The sequence below is a fragment of the Pseudonocardia sp. ICBG162 genome, from assembly GCF_020496225.1.
In the GTDB taxonomy this organism is placed as follows: domain Bacteria; phylum Actinomycetota; class Actinomycetes; order Mycobacteriales; family Pseudonocardiaceae; genus Pseudonocardia; species Pseudonocardia alni.
Genome location: NZ_JAHLJD010000019.1, coordinates 126,617 through 144,342, shown reverse-complemented (window position 1 = coordinate 144,342; position 17,726 = coordinate 126,617). Strand labels below are relative to the sequence as shown.

Sequence of the window (17,726 nt, the reverse complement as noted above, 5' to 3'; positions counted from 1 at the left end):
TCAGCCCCGCCGCCGGGAGCCGAGCAGCTCCCGGCGGACCCCGGCGTCGAGCTCGGCCACCCGCTCCGGCGCGAAGCCCGCACCGGCGGCCCGGGCCGCGGTCGCGAGCCGCGCCAGCTCGGCGTCGTCGGCCAGCAGCCGGGCCATCGCCCCGGCCAGGGCCGCGACGTCGGTCGCGGCGACGACCACGGCGGCCCCGGCGGCGGCGAGGTCGTCGCCGACGTACACCTCGTCCGACAGCAGTGCGGGCAGCCCGGCCCCGGCGGCCTCCACCGGGGCGATCCCGAAGTTCTCCCGGTCCGAGTGCAGGCAGAACAGGTCGGCGCCGGCGAAGGCGTCCGCCCGGTCCTGCCCGGCGACGAACCCGGTCGTCCGGACCGACGCGGCGTGCCGGCCGGAGGCCAGGCGGTGCTCCACGGTCGCGACGAACCCGGGGTCGCCGCCCCCCGCGACGACCAGGCGGACGCGCTCGTCGTCGTCGCGGACCCGCTCGAACGCCTCGACGAGCCGGTCGATGCCCTTCTTCGGGTCGAGCCGGCCCAGGAACAGCACGACCCGGTCGGAGCCGTCGAGGCCGTACCGGGCGCGGAAGGCGGCCCGGTCCCCGCGCAGACCGTCGGGGCGCACCGGCAACGGGGTGACCACCGTCGTGATCCCGCCGCCGAGGTGGGCGAGGTTGTCCGCCTCCCGCTGCGCGGTGAGCCAGACCGCCGCGCTGCCGGTGAGGAGACGCCGCAGGGCCGGCCGCAGCAGCGCCTTGACCCGGGCGTGCTTGCGCATGTCGTAGGGCTCCAGCGACCCGTGCGGGTGGACGACCATCGGCACCCCGCGCAGCCGGCACACCACCCGGGTGGCGACGGTCGGGAACGCGAAGACCTCGTGCACCTCCACCAGGTCGTGCTCGCGCACGTGCCGCCACAGCCACCCGACCAGGGGCAGCGACGTACTCACGTGCCGGGGCGCGTGCCGGGGAGCGGTGACGAGGTCGACGCCCGTGAGCGACCGGACCGCGTCCAGGTCGTCGCCGGGGGCCACCGTGGTCAGGATCGTGGCCCGGTCGCCCGCCAGCGAGGTCGCCTCGGCGATCGCGAGCGTCGCGGTGGTCGCGCCACCGCGGTCCCCGGTGAGCACACCCATCACGTGCAGCACGGAGATCGCGCGCCGCTCGACATCCACTGTGGCCTCCGGACGGTGTGGGTCGGCCCGGTCGCACCGCCCGGTCCTGTCCGCGGATCCTCCCGGACGCCGTTCCCGGCCGGCGTGCGGGGCGGGGTCACGGAGGCGGTGGTGCCGGACCGGCAGTGATCCGTAACGCGCGGCGTGTGACCACCGAGATGAGCCAGGATCGACGCCGCAACCGTTCCCCCGACCGGTGCCCGCGGCGTTCGGAAGGAGCTCCCGGATGCGTGTCCGCCACCCCCTGCCGCGACTGTTCCTGGCCGCGCTGGTGGTCGTCCTCCCCGCCCGTCTGCGGAGGTCGGTGCACCACCGGCTCCTCGGCCACGACATCCACCCGACGGCGACGATCGGCCGCTCGGTCGTCAACGTGGACCGGCTGGTCATGGGGCCCGGTGCCCGCATCGGGCACCTGAACCTGATCCGGGGTCTGGAGCTCGTCCGGCTCGACCGGGGTGCCCTGGTCAACCACCTCAACTGGATCAACGCCGTCGGCCGGGACAAGGACTTCTTCGCCGGTCTCGACCGTCACCTCGAGCTGATCATGGGCGTCAACGCCAGCCTCCAGGTGATGAACCTGCTCGACTGCTGCGACCGTGTGGAGTTCAAGGACTACTCGCACGTCGCCGGCTACTGGTCGATGATCCTCACCCACTCCGTCGACGTGGCGGAGGGCAGGCAGACCGTCAAGCCGGTCGTGCTGGAGGAGCGGGCGCTCGTCGCGACCCGCTGCACGCTGCTCCCCGGTGCGCGCGTGCCCGAGTACGCCCTCGTCGCCGCCGGCTCGGTGGTGACCCGCAGGCTGCCCAAGCCCTGGACGATCTACGCCGGGAGCCCCGCCCGCGTGATCGGGCCGCTGAACCAGGACAGCAAGCTGTTCCACGTCGACGAGACGGTCGTCCGCTGACCCGGACCACGACGGCGGCCGACCGGGCCGGGGTCCGCGGGAACGGAGCGGTCCGCACGATCCACGCGCTCGTCGCCGTCGTGCCACCGGTGGTGCAGCTGACCGTGCTCGCGGTGCTCCCGCCGCAGCGCCGCCCGCTCGCCTTCGCCTCCGACGACCTGTACTACTACCTGCTCACCGCGCTGAACTGGTCGGACGGGCTCGGGCCGACCTTCGACGGGATCACCCCGACCAACGGCTACCAGCCGCTGTGGTTCTGGATCCTGTCGGCGGCCTACCTGCCGGTGTCCGACCGCGGCGACGCCCTGGTGGTCACCATGGTCCTGCTCACGCTGCTCTGGGTGGGGGCGGTGTACCTGCTGTACCGGATCGCCTCGGTCCTCGGGGCCGGGTACGGCTCGACGGCGGGCCTGGTGGCCCTGCTGGTCCACTCCCGGTGGTGGGGCGGATGCGAGAACGCCGTGGCCACGGTGCTCCTGCTCGGACTGGTGCTGCTGGTCCTGCGCGGCAGGCTCCTCACCGCGCGGCCGCCGGGGCGCCGGATCCTGGCCGGCACGGGGGTGCTGCTCGCCTGCCTCGTGCTCGCCCGCCTGGACCTCCTGGTCGTCGTGGCCGGGGTGGCGCTGCTCGTCGCCCGGGGGACGTGGGGGCGGCCGGTGTCGGTGTGGCTGCGCACGTTCGTGCCCCTCCTCGCCCCGACGGCGGTGACCTTCGGGCTCTACCTGGTGCTGAACCACCTGTGGTTCGGCACGGCCGTGCCGGTGAGCGGTCTCGCGAAGCAGCTCGGGCCGCGGGGTGCGAACGGCCGGGTGGTGGTCGACTTCCTGCTCTACGGGCAGGTCGGACCGCTCCCGATGTTCTTCGGTGCGACCGTGCTCCTCGCCTCGGCGTGCGCCGTGCTGCTCCTCGCGCCCGGTCGGGCCGAGCGGGTCGTCGGCCTGCGGGCCGAGTACGCACGGCCGCTGCGTGCGCTCGTCGTGCTGCTGTGCGCCGCCTCGGTCGTCCAGGTCGGCTACTACGCCGTCGCGACGTCGTGGGAGCTGCAGAGCTGGTACTTCAGCTGCGGTGTCGTCGCGCTCGTCCTCTCGGCGGGCGTGATCGGGAACGCCGTCGTCCGCGGCGCCGGCAGCCGGGCACTGGTCGTCGCGCTGGTCGTGGCGGCGCTCGGCGCGGTCGTGCTGAACCAGGGCAGGGTGCTGGGCGAGCTCCCGACGTCGGTGTCCCCGGCGACCCGCGACATCGACGCCGGCGCGTGGGCGGACGCGCACCTGCCCCCGGGTGCGGTCATCGCGATGGGGGACTGGGCGGGGACGTTCGCCTACTCCACCCGTCACCCCGTCGTCCAGACCGAGGGGCTGGTCGGCTCGGTCGACTACCTGCGCGCCCTGCAGGCGGGCACGGCGGGGGAGTGGCTGGCGGACCGTGGGGTCGGCTACCTCGCCCGGCTGACCCATCCCGGCGAGACCGTGGGGTGCCGGGTCGAGGAGCCGTACTTCGGGACGGGGCCGCGGGTCGGTCTCGACGTGTGCGCCGCGCCGCCGCTCTACCGGGGTGAGGTCACCGGGCTCGGGACCTTGTACATCTGGTCGCTGGCACCGGGTTCTCATCAATCTTGATGATCTCGGCGGCCCGCGGGCGTCCGGCGAAATGGCCGGAGCCCTCCGCACGACTCAACGGAGGACGGACCGTCGGGGGAGGGCCATGACATCGTTGGCGGAGCGGGCCGACACCCGTGCTGAGCCACCGGATCCGCCGCACGCCCGTCCCACCGGTGCGCCGGCGATCCCGCAGCAGGTCCCCCGGGGTTCCGGACCGGACGACCGGTTCCGGGTGCTGGTGGTGTGCACGGGCAACATCTGTCGCTCGCCGGCCGCCGAGCTGCTGATGCGGTCCCTGCTGGTCGGGCGGCTCGGCGGGCGGGCGGCCGCGCGGGTGGAGGTCTCCAGCGCCGGCGTCGCCGCCGTCGTCGGGTCGGGGATGCACCCGTTCTCCCGGGCGCAGCTCGCGCCGTGGGGGCTCGACACCCGGGCCGAGGCGTTCCGGGCCCGCGGTCTCGACGACCGGGCGGTCGCCGGGGCCGACCTGGTGCTCGGGGCCGACGTGCGGCACCGCTCCGCCGTCCTCGAGCGCTACCCACACCTGCTGGACCGCACGTTCGCGCTGCGTGAGTTCGCCCGACTGGCCGTGGCCGCCGACACCACCGCGCTCCCGCCGGACCCGGTCGAGCGGGGCCGGTCGCTGGTCGGTCTCGCCCGCGCCGCGCGCGGCACGGTCCCCCGGGCCGACGACACCGTCCCCGACCCGATGGGCGGGCCCGAGTCCGCCCACCGCGACGCGGTACGACGGATCTTCGACGCCGTGCACACCGTCGTCGCCGAGCTGGCCCCACGGGCGGCGGCCGTGTCCCGCTGAGCGCCCGGGTCAGTAGGCGCCGCGCCCGGACAGCACGGCGCCGAGGGTCTTCCAGAGGATCAGCAGGTCCAGTGCGGGGGTCCAGTTCTCGACGTAGCGCAGGTCGAGGCGGACCGACTCCTCCCAGGTCAGGGTGGACCGTCCGGAGACCTGCCAGAGCCCGGTCATGCCGGGTTTGACGAGCAGCCGCCGCCGGGCGTCGTCGGCGTAGGTGGCGACCTCGTGGGGCAGCGGCGGGCGGGGTCCGACCAGGCTCATCGACCCGCCGAGGACGTTGAGCAGCTGGGGCAGCTCGTCGAGCGAGTACCGGCGCAGGAACGCCCCGACGCGGGTGACGCGCGGGTCGCCGCGGACCTTGAACAGCGGGCCGTCGCCGTCGGAGGTCAACGCGGTCCGCAGGGCCTCGGCGCCGACGCACATCGACCGGAACTTGAGCATCCCGAAGGCGCGTCCGTGCGCGCCGACGCGTTCCTGCCGGAACAGGACCGGGCCGCCGTCGCCCGCCTTCACCAGCACCGCCACCAGCACGAACACCGGGGCGGACAGTGCGAGGAGCAGACCGGCGACCAGCCGGTCGGCCGCGTGCTTGAGCAACCGTGTCACCGCCGTCAGACGCGGCCGGGACAGCCGCAGCAGCGGCAGCCCGTCGACCGGGGTGATGTGCATGCGCGGGCCGGCGATCTCCATGAGACCGGGGTCGACGGCGAGCTCGGTGTCGGAGCCCTCCAGGTGCCAGGCGAGGCGGTGCAGCCGCGCCGGGCCCCAGCCGGGTGCCTGGCACACCGCGACGACACCGTGCGTGCCCGCCGTCGCGATCCGCGGCACGGAGTCCAGGTCACCGAGCACCGGGACGCCGTCGATCGCGACCCCGGCGCCGGTCGGGACACAGACCCCGGTGACCACCCAGCCGAAGTGGGGGTCCCGGCGGGTCCGCCGGATCAGTCCGGCGACGGCGGTCTCGTCGCCGACCGCCAGGACCTCGGTCAGGCCGCGCCCCCGACCGCGCTGCCGGTGCAGGGCCTTGCGGAGTGCGAAACGTGCCGCCAGCAGCACCGTCCCGGTCAGCGGGACCAGCACGAACACCCACTCGCGTGCGGACTCCACGAGCAGGGCGAGCCCGGTCAGGGCGAGCGTGACGTCGGCCAGCAGGACGGCCCGGCCGACCCGGGCGAACTCGACCGACCCCTGGCCGACCACCACCGCCTCCCACGCCCGCGTGGCCGGCAGCGCCAGGGCGATCAGCACGGCGGCGGCCACCCCGGTGCCGATGCGTGCCCGGTCGGCGGCGGGCTCCCCGGTCAGGCCGACGACGACCGCCGTCGCGACGGTGAGTGCCACCGCGCACAGGTCGACGACGACGGTGGTGCGCACCGGATGCCTCGGCCATCCCGGTCGCGGTGCCACGGTGCGGTCCGCCGCCGTCCGGGTCCCGTCCGGCGTGGTGGTGGTCATCGCCGCCTCCTCCCCGTGCGCACTCCCCGTGCCGGGGCGCTGCGGCATTCCTCGTGGCACGAGGGCGTCGCGTTAGCCGCTGCACAGGTCGGGAGCGGTATCGGGGTCCACAAGGCACACCCCGTGATCGCGACGGAGCTGACGGTTTTGCGATATGGGATCAGTGGAGCAGTACCGCTTACTCCCCGTAACGCCGTGGCAGGACCGGCGAGTGTCGTGGCACGAACGGGAGACGGCGCCGGGGTGAACACGGGGGATGACCACCGGGTCACCGCGCGTCGCGACCGCCGGGTCCCAGTGCTGGAGGTGACGGGCGATGACGGTCGCCGACTGTCTGCGCATCCTGCGTGAGCGATGGCTCACGATCGTCCTGGTCACCCTGCTCGGCGGAGCCGCGGGCGCCGGCCTCTTCGTCGTGCTGCCGCCGCAGTACACGGCCCACGCGACGCTCTACGTGTCCGCCCGGGGCGCCGCCGACTCCCAGCAGGCGTTCCAGGGCGCACAGCTGTCCGAGCAACGCGTGCGCTCGTACACCCTGCTGGTGACCGGTCGCCGGGTGAGTGCGGAGGTCGTGGACGAGCTCGGGCTGCCGGAGCGTCCCGAGGACCTCGCCGACCGGGTCACCGCGACCTCCACGGAGGACTCGGTGCTCATCGACGTCGCGGTCCGCGACGGGGACCCGGCCCGCGCGGCGACGATCGCCAACCGGATCGGCGGGGTGATGACGCAGGTCGTCGCCGAGATGGAGACGCCGCCGGGGCCCGACGCCGTCGCGCCCGTCACGCTGCGCGTCGTCGAGCCCGCCGTGGCGCCGGACCGTCCGTCCCCGCCCGGCCTCGCGCTCCTGGCGACGGTGGGCGCGACGGTCGCCCTCGCGCTGGCCTGCGGCGTGGTGCTGGCCCGCAGGCTGCTCGACGTGTCGGTGCGGTCGACCGAACGGCTCGAGGAGGTCAGCGGCGTCCCCACCCTCGCGTCCGTCCCGACCGACGCCGGTCTGCGCAGCACCCGGCTCGTCGCCACCGCCGCCGCGACCGGTCAGTTCGCGGAGGCGTTCCGCCGGCTGCGCACCACGCTCGCGTTCGTCGACGTGGCCAGGCCGCGACGGGTCGTGCTCGTCACCAGCGGGGTGTCGGGGGAGGGGAAGACGACCACGGTCGTCAACCTCGCCGCCACGCTGGCCACCGCCGGTCGCCGCGTGCTCGTCGTCGACGCGGACCTGCGCCGTCCGGCGCTGGCCGAGTCCCTCGGCGTCGAGCCGACGGTCGGGCTCGCCGACGTCCTGGTCGGACGGGTGTCGTTCGAGCGCGCCCTGCAGCACGCCGGCTCCGCCGGGGTCACGGTGCTCGCCGCGGGCTGCCCGGTCCCCAACCCCAGCGAGCTGCTGGCGAGCGACGGCATGACGGCACTGCTGGCGTCCGCCCGGTCCCGTTTCGACATCGTCCTCGTCGACACCCCGCCGCTGCTGCTGTTCGCCGACGCCTCCGCACTCGCTCCCGCCACCGACGGTGTGCTGCTGGTGTGCCGGTACCGGACCGCGACCTATCCCCGGGTCGCGGAGGCGCTGCACGTCCTGGCGACCGTCTCGGTGCGTCCACTGGGCACGGTGGTGAGCGCGAGCCCGCCGTCGCACGTCGCGGAGTACGCCGACTACCGCCGCGACCCGCTCCCGCCGGCCCCCGCCGTGGGGGCCCCGGCCGCCACCGTCGTGCCGCAGCGCTCGGAACCCGACCCGAGGGTCCCGACGTGACCGGGCGGCCCGTCCTCACCGCCGCGCCGCCCCGCGCGTCGCGGATCCCGGGGGCCGACCTCCTCCGGCGCACCGCGGCGGCCCCGCAGGCCACCGCCAGCCTGTACGCGCTGTCCGCGACCGCGCTGGTGGCGCGCCGGCTCGACGTCGTGGCGTTCGGACGGTTCGCCGTCGTGCAGCTGGTGCTGATGTTCGCGGTGGGGGTGACGCGGGCCGGGATCCTGACCCCGATGATGATCCGCCCCGGGGCCGGGGAACGTCCGCCCCAGCGGGAGGTCCGGACGCGGGTGCTGGCGCTGTCCGGGACGGCCGCGGTCGTCGCGTCGGTGGTGGGGGCCGTCGCGGGTGGGGGACTGCGGGACATCTGCTGGGCGCTCGCGCTCGGTCTCCCGCCCGTCCTCTACTGGGACGCGGTCCGGGCCCACCACCAGGGCACGCGTCGCTACCCGGTGCTCACCCGCGGCGAGATCGTCTGTCTGCTCACCGGGCTGGCCTGGTTCGCCGTCGTCCCGCTGGTGACCGGGGAGTTCCTGGTGGTCGCGGCGGGACTCGCGGTGGCGCCCGCCGTCGCCGCCCTCACCGTGCTCGCACCGTGGTCGTCCCGCTGGCGACCCGATCCGGCCCCGCCCGGGTCCCGGGCCGGACGCCACCTGCTGCTCGACCACCTCGTCTACACCGGGCTGGACCAGGTCGTCCTGGTCGCGGCCGGGGTGTTCCTGACGGTCGTGGCCACCGGCGCGCTCCGGCTGGGCCAGACCGCACTCGGCCCGGTCACCGTGCTGCTGCTCGCCTGCGAGACCACCGCCGTCCCGCGTCTGCGCGACCTGCCCCCGGGACGCACCCGCCGGCTCCGCGCGGCCGCACCGGTGTTCTCCGGCGTCGCGCTGGCCGCCCTGGCCTGCGGGCTCGGCCTGGCCCTGCTCCCCGCGGTGTGGGGCACCGCGCTGCTCGGCCCGACGTGGACGGTCGCGGCCACCGTCGTCGCCGCGCTCGCCGTCCGGCAGGCGGTGTCCGCCCTGACCACCATCCCGACCCTGGCCCTGCTCACCTCCGGGGCGACCCGCACGATCCTCCGTTGCCGGACGATCACCGCCCCCCTGGTCGCCGGCGGCAGCCTGTTCGCGCTGTCGCGCGGCGACGTCGTCACCTTCGCCTGGTCCTTCGCCTGCCTGCATCTGGTCGCGTCCTGCGCACTGTGGACCGCGGCCCTCCGAACCGAGCGATCCCAGGAGGCACCATGACGGTCGAACCGGCGCCCACCCGCGGGACCGCCGAGCGTCCGGGCCTGCCGACCGTGCGCATCGCCGGGATCGACGTGGTCGACCTCGCCCGCCACGACATCGTCGACCGCGCGGTGGACGCGGTGAAGCGCCGGGCGGCGCGGCCGACGGTGATGTTCGCGATGCACGTCGGCGGCCTCAACGCGGCCCGTGACCCGCAGTTCGCGGAGACCATGAACTCCGCCGGGTTCGTCTACGCCGACGGCATGTCGGTCGTGCTGCTCGGACGTCTCGCGGGCGCGGTCTGGATGGAACGCACCACCACGACCGACGTCGCCCCGGAGATCGTCGAGCGGCTCGCGTTCGAGCTCGGCCGCCCGCCCCGGGTCGCGATCGTCGGTGGGCCGCCCGGCCTGGCCGGACGTGCGGCCGCCGTCCTCGGGGAGCGGTTCGGCGCCGTCGACGCCGGGGTGTGCGACGGCTACCGCGACGACTACGCCGGGGCGCTGGCCGCCATCCGGGCCGGGGACCCCGACGTCCTCGTCGTCGCGATGGGCATGCCGCTGGAGGCGGGCTGGGTACGCCGCCACCTGCCGGACATCACCGCTCCGCTCGTGCTGACCGCGGGCGGGCTGCTCGGCTTCCTCACCGGCGACGAGGCCAGGGCGCCCGGGATCGCGGGCCGCAGCGGCCTGGAGTGGCTCTGGCGCCTCGCCCAGCGACCGGCCCTCGCGTCCCGCTACGGCCGGGGAGCCCTGACCGTCGCGCGGCTCGCCCTGTCCGGCAGGACGACGACCGGCGGCCCACCGTGAGCACGGCCGGACCGGGCGGCCGGCTCGCCGGGCTGGTCCTCGCCTACGTCGTGCTCTGGACGCTCGGCCTCGCCGCGGGGTTCTGGGTGCTGGCCGCCGTGGTGCTGCTCCCGGCGCTGCTGCGGTCCCGGTTGACCGCGGTGAGCGGTGCGTTGCTGGTCGTGGCCGCCGCGCTGGTGCTGTCCGCGGCGATCGGGTCCGCTGCCGGGTACGCCTCCGTCGACCGGTTCGTCGGGCTCGCCGCCAACGTCGCCGTGTGGCTCGCGCTCGCCGCGATGACCGGCGTCGTCGCGGCGTCGGGGCCCGACGAGCTGCGACGCCTGGTCCGCGCGGTGCTCACCGTGGGCACCGTGCACAGCGTGGTCGCGGTCGTCGCGGTGTGGCTGTACCCGACGCTGCTGCCGGTCCCGCTGCTGGCGCGGTACGCGGGATCGCTCCCGCCCGGCGTCGCCGCGTTCACCACCGACGAGCTGGTGGTGCACGGGTGGCTCGACGGCAGCGTCCTGCGCGCCGTGGGGATGATGGGCAACACCACGTGGTCGGGTGCGGTGTCCGCACTGACGGTGCTGGTCCTGCTGAGCCCGGCGGCACGCTCCTGGGCGCCCGCACCGTGGCGGCTCCTCGCCGGGGTGGCCTGTGTCGCCGCGGTGTACCTGTCCTACAGCAGGGCCACCCAGATCGCGCTCGCCGTGGCCCTGCTGGTGGTCCTGCTGCGGCGGCTCTGGCGGGCCCGCCGCACGGGACCCGCGGTCGTCGTGGCGGCCTGCGGGCTGCTCGCCGCGGGCCTCGCCGGGTTCGCCCCCGGCGTCGTCGAGGCCGTGACCACGGTGAACGCGGCCCGCGCGGGGTCGGCGGAGTCCCGGGGAGCGATCTACACCGCCACGCTCGACCGGCTCGCCGAGCTCGGCCTGCCGGTGCTCGGGTACGGACTCAAGCCGCGTGGCGAGGGGCTGGTCGCCAGCATCGCCACGCACAGCACCTACCTCGGCCTGACCTTCCGCGCCGGCCTGGTCGGGCTGCTCGCGCTGCTGGTGTGCGGGGTCGCCCTGTGGCGGACCTGCGCGGCCCGCTCCGCGCTGCCCCGGGCGATCGTCGCGACCGTCGCGGTCTGGTCGGTGTTCGAGGATCTCGACGCGGGACACCTGGTGCCGGTGTTCGTCGTCGTCGCACTGGCCCTGGCCCGGCTGGACCGTGATCCGGCACCGGCCGACGAGGAGGAACCCCATGACCGTCACGACGTCCCGCTCCGTCACGTCCCGGTGGCACGACCTCGTCCGTGGCTGGCGCTCGCGGGCCCGGCGCCTGGACCGGCTCCGGTCGGTCCCGGAGAACGGCCAGATCCGGCCGCGGACGGTGCTCGCGCTGGCCGCCCACCGGGTGGCGGGCCGGCTGCCGCTGCTGGCCCCGGCGCACCGCCGACGGCGGGCGGCGGCGTTCCGTGAGGACCTGCTGCTGCTCAACGACGTCCTGGCGGGGACCCGGTTCGGTGCCCACTACTGGGTCTGGGGCGGGATGCTGCTCGGCTGGGCCCGCGAGGGCGGTCTGCTCGCCCACGACGTCGGTGACGCCGACTTCTGCTACGACGCGAGCGCCGACGCCGAGTTCGCCGCCGCCGTGCCCGCGCTGCGGGCCGCGGGGTTCCGGCCGTGGTTCAGCTACCGCGACTCCGACGGCGAGCTGCGCGAACGTGTCTTCGTGCGGCGCGGCTCGAAGTTCGAGTTCTTCCGGCTCACCACCACCGGGGAGGAGCAGGAGTACCGCATGTTCGGCAGCGACGGGCTCGAACCGGTCGAGGTCCTCGGCCGGATCCCCGCGCAGCGCCCGGAGACCTTCTCCTTCCTCGGCCGGCGCTGGAACAAGCCGGTGGACCACGAGGGACTGTTGCGCCGCCACTACGGCGACTGGCGCATCCCGGTCACCGACTGGCACTACCTCACCGACGACGGGACGGTCGTCGAGACCCGCCCCTGGGTCGTCGGACCGGCTCAGGACACCGGCAGGTAGAAGTTGAACCGGACCCCCGCGTTGGCGTAGTCGAGCCCCAGCTCGTCGCGGTGGATCCCCGCGCCGGGGAACGCCGCGGCCAGCCGGTCGGCGTCCATCGCGAGGTGGCTGTAGACCGACCGGTCGTAGGCGCGCTCGCGGGTGTCGACCAGGCTGCTGTCGGGGATGTCGAGCACGGCCACCCCGATACCGGCGACGTGCAGGCGACGGATCAGGTCGACCGCGGTGCGCTCGGAGTCCAGGTAGAGGAACCCGCCGACCGAGAACGCCTGGGTCAGGCCGTGCGGTTCGAACGTGAGGTCGTTGAGGTCCGCCCAGTGGTACTCGACGTTCGGCAGGTCGCGGCGCTCCCGCGCGACACGCAGCACGGTCTCGGAGTAGTCGAAGCCGTGGACGGCCGCGACGTGCGGTGCCAGGTGCGCCGCGATCCGCCCGGTGCCGCAGCCGAGGTCGCCGACGACGTCGTCCGGGCCCAGGCCCAGCCGGCGGCGGACCAGGTCCGCGGTGGCGGCGGTGAACCGCTCGTACTCCGCGGCGGGCATCGTGGCCTCGTAGCCGTTCCAGTCGGCGCGGTCGTCGTCGCGGTCGTTCCAGACCGAGCGCCACACGTCGCTGCGGGTCATCGGGACACCACCTCTTCGGGAACGGGGGCGAGCCGGTGCAGGCAGCGGCACAGACGCCGGTTCTCCCCCACGGAACGGACCGCCAGCCGCCAGAGCCGTCGGTCGCCGGGGAACTTCGCGGACACGTTCTTCACGAGGATCTCCTCCTCGACGAGCAGCCGTTGCTCCAACGTCGCGACGGCCGCGGCGTCCGGGCCGAGCTCCACCAGCAGGAAGTTGCCGCCGCTCGGGTGGACGGCCGTCACGGCGGGCAGCACGCGCAGCTCCTCGGCGAACAGGTCCCGGTCGAGCTTGGTGCGCTCGAACGACGACACCAGCTCCGACGGGTACTTCAGCAGCGACTCCACGTAGTGCTCGGCCACCGAGTTCATGTTCCACACGGGGAGGTCGTCGCGGACCCGTGCGGTCCAGGCCGGGTCGGTGCTGAACACGTAGCCGATCCGCAGACCCGGGACACCGAGGGTCTTGCTGAGGCTCTTGAGCACGACCACGCCGTCGCGGGGCTCCCGCTCCAGCAGCGGGACCAGGGAGGGCTCGTCGGAGAAGTCGATGAAGGACTCGTCGACGACGACCGTCGTGCCGCTCCCGCGCAGCCGGTCGAGGACCGCGACCACGTCCGCGGTGCGGGCGGTGGTGCCCGTCGGGTTGTTCGGGTTCACGACGACGAGCAGGTCGTGGTCGCGTGCCGCGCGTGCGACGGCGTCGGGGTCGAAGGTGCCACGGTCGTCGTAGACGGAGGCGCCGGGGAACGCGCGCGGGTACTCGCCGAACGTCGGTGACGGGACCAGCACCCGCGCCCCGGCGAACGCCGTCCGCAGCGTCGGGAAGAACTGCGCCGCACCGTTGAGCAGGACGACGTGCTCCGGACGGCACAGGAGGTGGTGGGCGAGCTTGCGGTCCAGTACGGACTGGGCCGAGCCGTAGTTCTCCATGAGCCGCGGCAGGTAGGCGCGCATCTGGGAGACCAGCGAGTCCGGCGGGAAGTGCATGTTGCGGATGAAGGCGAAGTCGAGCAGCTCGTGGTTCCAGTAGCCGCCCCAGGAGGACTCCAGGTGCCGGCGACGACGGTCGGGTGCGAACAGGTAGTCGGCGTTCTCCAGGTCGTTCGGGTCGTCGACCTCGGCCCAGGTCTCGCCGTCGAGCTGCTCGGCGTGGATCCGGGCCTGTCCCATGTAGACGAGCATCCCGAGGATCAGCTCGTAGTAGCACTGGTTGTCGAAGTTCTGCGTGTAGTACCGCAGCAGCTTGCTGAACACGTCCCGGCAGAACTCCGCCGAGAACCTGTACAGGTTCAGCGTCTTGAACTTGTCGGTGAAGTCGAACGCGGCGTCCTGGAGCGACGCGGGGATCACCTGGGTGATGACGTCGGACCCGGACACCGTCACGACCGTCCCGTCGAGACCCATCCGGTACCGGTCGACGAGCGCCACGTTGGGCCGGTCGCACTCGATGAGCCGCCGCATCACCGCCGGTTCGAAGATCAGGTCGGACTCGAGCAGGAGCAGGTCGTCGTCGATGTCGATCTGCTCGAACGCCAGCGCGAGCGAGTAGATGTTGTTGGTCTCGTCGAAGCGCAGGTTGCGCACGAACGAGATGTCCAGGTGCGGGTGGTGCTCGAGCAGGTGGCGCTCGAGCTGCTCGTGGAGGTAGCCCGTCACGACGGTGACGGTGGTGACGCCGTTCTCCTCCAGCGAGCCGATGAGCCGGTCGATGATGGTCCGGTCGCCGACCTGCAGCAGGGTCTTGTGGGTGTCCCGGGTCAGGGGGAGCATGCGGCGGCCGAGCCCGGCCGCCAGGATGATCGCGCGCATCCGGGTCCCCCGCATCTCCTCGTCGACTCCACCGGCACGAGAGCCGTGTGGAGGGACTCGCGGAGCCCTGACCTCCTGTTACCCGGTGCGGGTGTCCCACCTCCGGGTGGTCCTCCGTCCGTCGCGCGGCGGGGCCCGGCGAACCGGGGAACGGTGTCGCGCATGACGATTCACCGCATCTCGCTCCTGATCGGACTGCTGTCGGCCGGCCTGCTCGTCACCGGCTGCGGAGGCAACGACGCCGCCCCGGCCCCCGCACAGGCCCCGGCCGCGCTGTCGTCGGCGCCCACCACGGCCGCGCAGCAGCCCACCGGTGAGGCGTCGCCGGAGAGCGGGCAGGTGGCCCGCTGCACCAGCGGCACCGTGGAGGCGTCGGTCGGCACCACGCTCGGCAACGACCAGAAGGACACGACCATCGTCTGGCGCAACACCTCCGACGCGCCCTGCACGATGACCGGGTTCGGCGGCGTCGACCTGCGCGGCCCGGACGACCCGCAGTGGGGGCCGTCGTACTCGCTGCCGCGCGCCGGGGAGCAGCCCACCTCGGTCGTCGTGAAGCCGGGCGGCACCGCGCACACCGTGATCACCTGGCTGCCCGGCGACAGCTGGACGCCGACCGACATCGTCGTGACCGCTCCGGACGAGACCACGTCGACGACGCTGAAGTGGGACCAGGGCCCGGTCCTCCGCCAGGACGGCGCGACCCACCCCGGCACCTACATCCACCCGGTGGCGCCCGGGTCGGTCTGACGGGCAGATCGTCAATCGGCACGATTCGCCGGGGCCCGCCGCGTGATCGACTCGACCGATCCGCGGTGGCCCCGCCACCGTCGTCCCGAGCCAGGAGACCGACGATGACAACCCTGACGTTCGTCCCCGCCACGTCCGCCAAGTGGTTCCCCACGGGAGTCCACGTCGGTCGCGGCGCGACGGTCTCGATCACGGCGACGGGCCGGATCCGGATCCAGAACAGCGCGCGGGAGTTCGGTCCCGAGGGCGACGGCGGCCGGGCCGACGGCCGGTCGATGGTGGCGTCACTGCCCTCGGTCGCGCTCCTCGGCATGATCAGCCCGGAGGTGCCGCGCTACCCGCTCGCCCCGGACGCCCCGCCCCGTCCGGCCTTCCTCGTCGGACCGGCGGTGCAGCACACCGCGACCGAGGACGGCGAGCTGTACCTGATCGTCAACGACAACGTCGACTTCCACCACGACAACACCGGCTCGTTCACCGTGACCGTCGACGTGCGGTCGCCGGGGATCCCGGCGAAGACCGACCTGGAGCGCGGCCGCGAGTACACGTCGCCGTCGGGTGCCTATGCCCTGCGGTTCCAGGACGACGGGAACCTCGTCCTGTCCCGTCGCCCGGACGGCACCCCGGTCTGGGCGCTGCAGCGGGTGCTGGGTGACCGGTGGTCGGGCCACTCGCGCGTCGAGTTCGACGGCGACGGGCACCTCGTCGTCCACGACGCCTCCGGCGCCCCGGTGTGGACCAGCCCCGGTGCCGCCCGTCCCACGGCGCTCCTGTCCGTCACCGACGACGGCCGGATCATCATCTCCGACAACGGAACGACGCTCTGGTCGAGTAGCTGACCGTGAGGACGGCGGCGGTCGCGCGCACGGAGCGTGACCGTCATCGTTGCCCTCGCCACGGTCGTGGGGGGCCCCGATAACGGCCGACCGGCCCTGGCCGATGATGCCGGGCGTGGAGATTCACCAGACCCCGCTCCCCGGATCGGCTCTCATCGACCTGAAGCGACTCGAGGACGACCGCGGCTTCTTCGCCCGTGCCTTCTGCGAGCAGGAGTTCCGCGACGCCGGGCTGGACCCGACGATCACCCAGTGCAACCTCTCGTACAACCACGAGGCGGGCACCCTGCGCGGCTTCCACTACCAGCTGGAGCCGAACGCCGAGGTCAAGGTCATCCGCTGCGTCCGCGGCGCGATCTTCGACGTGATCGTGGACCTGCGCCCGGACTCCGACACCTACCTGCAGTGGTTCGGCGCCGAGCTGTCCCAGGACAACTACCGGGCGATGTACGTGCCGCGGAACTTCGCGCACGCCTACCTCACCCTCACCCCGGACGCGACGACGATCTACCAGGTCTCGACGCCCTACACCCCGGGCGCCGAGCGCGGCCTGCGCTGGGACGACCCGGCCCTGGACGTCGCGTGGCCGCACGCGGTCGACCACGTCTCGGACAAGGACGCGAACTGGCCGCTGCTGGCCGACAACGCCGACTTCCCGTCGGTCACCGGAGCCCGCTGATGCTGATCCTCGACACCGCCCTCGCGAAGCGCGCCGCCGAGAACCGCCCGATCCGCGTCGGTCTGGTCGGCGCCGGGTTCATGGGCCGCGGCCTGGTCAACCAGATCGTGAACTCCACCCCCGGGATGGACGTCGCCGCGATCGCCAACCGCACCGTCGCCACCGCCGTGCGCGCCTACACCGAGGCCGGGCTGGAGCCGGTCGAGGTGTCGACGACCGCGCAGGTCGAGGCCATGATCGCGAAGGGCGTCCCGGCCGTGCTGGACGACGCCTTCGCGCTGCTCGCGGCGGAGAACATCGACGTGCTCGTCGACGTCACCGGCGCGGTCGAGTTCGGCGCCCGGGTCACCGTCGCCGCCATCGAGCGCGGGCTGCCCGTCGTCACGATGAACGCCGAGCTCGACGGCACCGTCGGCCCGCTGCTCGCGCACCGGGCCCGCGCGGCCGGGGTCGTGCTGACCGGCGCCGACGGCGACCAGCCCGGCGTCCAGGCCAACCTGCTGCGCTTCGTGAAGGGCATCGGGGTCACCCCGCTCGTCGCCGGCAACATCAAGGGTCTGCAGGACGAGTACCGCACGCCCACCACGCAGCAGGCGTTCGCCGAGAAGTGGGGGCAGGACCCCTACATGGTCACCAGCTTCGCCGACGGCACCAAGGTGTCGTTCGAGCAGGCGATCGTGGCCAACGCGTTCGGCTTCACCGTCGGCAAGCGCGGCATGTACGGGCGCGACCACGCCGGGCACGTCGACGAGCTCACGCAGACCTACGACGTCGACGAGCTGCGCGAGCTGGGCGGCGTCGTCGACTACGTGGTCGGGGCCAAGCCGGGCCCCGGCATCTACGTGCTCGGCACCCACGACGACCCGAAGCAGCGCCACTACCTGAACCTGTACAAGCTCGGCGAGGGCCCGCTGTACAGCTTCTACACCCCGTACCACCTGTGTCACTTCGAGGTCCCGAACACCATCGTGCGGGCCGTGGACTTCGCCGACGCCGCGCTGAGCCCGCCCGCGGGGCAGCGGGTCGACGTCGTCGCCACCGCCAAGCAGGACCTGCGGGCCGGGCACACCGTCGACGGGCTGGGCGGCTACGACACCTACGGCGTCGCCGAGTCCTCGCCGGTCACGCGGTCGGAGCGGCTGCTCCCGATGGGTGTCGCGGAGGGCTGCACGCTCATCCGCGACGTCGCCAAGGACGCCGTGCTCACCTACGACGACGTGACCCTGCCCCCGGGCCGGCTCGTCGACGCGCTGCGCGAGGAGCAGGAGAAGCTCTTCGCCTGAGCGGCCCGCAGGCC

Annotated in this window: 16 protein-coding genes; 12 read left to right on the top strand and 4 right to left on the bottom strand. The window is 73.9% G+C overall.

The annotated features are described in order from the left end of the window. Nucleotides 1–1,176, bottom strand: coding sequence for a glycosyltransferase (locus KPL60_RS19155; RefSeq protein ID WP_226366706.1), 1,176 nt, complete (start codon nt 1,174–1,176; stop codon nt 1–3). 226 nt (nt 1,177–1,402) lie between these two features. Here KPL60_RS19155 and KPL60_RS19150 point away from each other — a divergent pair, with 226 nt between their 5' ends. The 3 genes from KPL60_RS19150 to KPL60_RS19140 all read left to right on the top strand — a co-directional run bounded on the left by KPL60_RS19150 (nt 1,403) and on the right by KPL60_RS19140 (nt 4,495). Next, complete coding sequence (locus KPL60_RS19150) at nt 1,403–2,083, top strand: hypothetical protein (RefSeq protein WP_226366705.1); 681 nt, start codon at nt 1,403–1,405, stop codon at nt 2,081–2,083. Between the two features lie 89 nt (nt 2,084–2,172). Then, complete coding sequence (locus KPL60_RS19145) at nt 2,173–3,699, top strand: hypothetical protein (protein WP_226366704.1); 1,527 nt, start codon at nt 2,173–2,175, stop codon at nt 3,697–3,699. Between the two features lie 85 nt (nt 3,700–3,784). After that, nucleotides 3,785–4,495: a hypothetical protein gene (locus KPL60_RS19140; RefSeq protein ID WP_226366703.1), complete on the top strand. Its 711-nt coding sequence runs from the start codon at nt 3,785–3,787 to the stop codon at nt 4,493–4,495. 9 nt (nt 4,496–4,504) lie between these two features. On the opposite strand, the gene KPL60_RS19135 is transcribed toward KPL60_RS19140, so the two are convergent. Beyond that, on the bottom strand, nt 4,505–5,947 hold the full coding sequence (locus KPL60_RS19135; RefSeq protein ID WP_226366702.1) for a sugar transferase: 1,443 nt from the start codon (nt 5,945–5,947) through the stop codon (nt 4,505–4,507). Nucleotides 5,948–6,263: 316 nt separating this feature from the next. Between KPL60_RS19135 and KPL60_RS19130 the strand changes: the two genes are divergently transcribed. The 5 genes from KPL60_RS19130 to KPL60_RS19110 are packed head-to-tail and all read left to right on the top strand — an operon-like array spanning nt 6,264 to nt 11,730. Further along, nucleotides 6,264–7,694: a polysaccharide biosynthesis tyrosine autokinase gene (locus KPL60_RS19130; RefSeq protein WP_226366701.1), complete on the top strand. Its 1,431-nt coding sequence runs from the start codon at nt 6,264–6,266 to the stop codon at nt 7,692–7,694. Then, nucleotides 7,691–8,935: a hypothetical protein gene (locus KPL60_RS19125; protein WP_226366700.1), complete on the top strand. Its 1,245-nt coding sequence runs from the start codon at nt 7,691–7,693 to the stop codon at nt 8,933–8,935. The genes KPL60_RS19130 and KPL60_RS19125 overlap by 4 nt, the downstream gene beginning before the upstream one ends. Beyond that, a complete protein-coding gene (locus tag KPL60_RS19120; protein WP_226366699.1) occupies nt 8,932–9,726 on the top strand; it encodes a WecB/TagA/CpsF family glycosyltransferase in 795 nt (264 codons plus the stop codon). The genes KPL60_RS19125 and KPL60_RS19120 overlap by 4 nt, the downstream gene beginning before the upstream one ends. After that, nucleotides 9,723–11,168, top strand: a complete 1,446-nt coding sequence (locus KPL60_RS34740) for an O-antigen ligase family protein (protein WP_226366698.1) — start codon at nt 9,723–9,725, stop codon at nt 11,166–11,168. Before KPL60_RS19120 ends, KPL60_RS34740 begins: the two co-directional genes overlap by 4 nt. After that, complete coding sequence (locus tag KPL60_RS19110) at nt 11,080–11,730, top strand: hypothetical protein (protein WP_226366697.1); 651 nt, start codon at nt 11,080–11,082, stop codon at nt 11,728–11,730. Before KPL60_RS34740 ends, KPL60_RS19110 begins: the two co-directional genes overlap by 89 nt. Here the strand turns inward: KPL60_RS19110 and KPL60_RS19105 are convergent. Then, a complete protein-coding gene (locus KPL60_RS19105; protein ID WP_226366696.1) occupies nt 11,712–12,353 on the bottom strand; it encodes a bifunctional 2-polyprenyl-6-hydroxyphenol methylase/3-demethylubiquinol 3-O-methyltransferase UbiG in 642 nt (213 codons plus the stop codon). The genes KPL60_RS19110 and KPL60_RS19105 overlap by 19 nt on opposite strands. Further along, complete coding sequence (locus KPL60_RS19100; RefSeq protein ID WP_226366695.1) at nt 12,350–14,164, bottom strand: aminotransferase class I/II-fold pyridoxal phosphate-dependent enzyme; 1,815 nt, start codon at nt 14,162–14,164, stop codon at nt 12,350–12,352. The genes KPL60_RS19105 and KPL60_RS19100 overlap by 4 nt, the downstream gene beginning before the upstream one ends. A 162-nt stretch (nt 14,165–14,326) precedes the next feature. On the opposite strand from KPL60_RS19100, the gene KPL60_RS19095 reads away from it, so the two are divergent. From KPL60_RS19095 to KPL60_RS19080, 4 genes are all read left to right on the top strand, one after another. Next, entirely contained in the window at nt 14,327–14,914 is a 588-nt protein-coding gene (locus KPL60_RS19095; protein ID WP_226366694.1) for a DUF4232 domain-containing protein, read from the top strand. Between the two features lie 104 nt (nt 14,915–15,018). Beyond that, a complete protein-coding gene (locus KPL60_RS19090; protein WP_226366693.1) occupies nt 15,019–15,753 on the top strand; it encodes a hypothetical protein in 735 nt (244 codons plus the stop codon). Nucleotides 15,754–15,865: 112 nt separating this feature from the next. Next, a complete protein-coding gene (gene rfbC / locus KPL60_RS19085) occupies nt 15,866–16,429 on the top strand; it encodes a dTDP-4-dehydrorhamnose 3,5-epimerase (RefSeq protein WP_226366692.1) in 564 nt (187 codons plus the stop codon). Beyond that, a complete protein-coding gene (locus KPL60_RS19080) occupies nt 16,429–17,712 on the top strand; it encodes an NAD(P)H-dependent oxidoreductase (RefSeq protein ID WP_226350245.1) in 1,284 nt (427 codons plus the stop codon). The genes rfbC and KPL60_RS19080 overlap by 1 nt, the downstream gene beginning before the upstream one ends. Nucleotides 17,713–17,726: the final 14 nt, after the last annotated feature.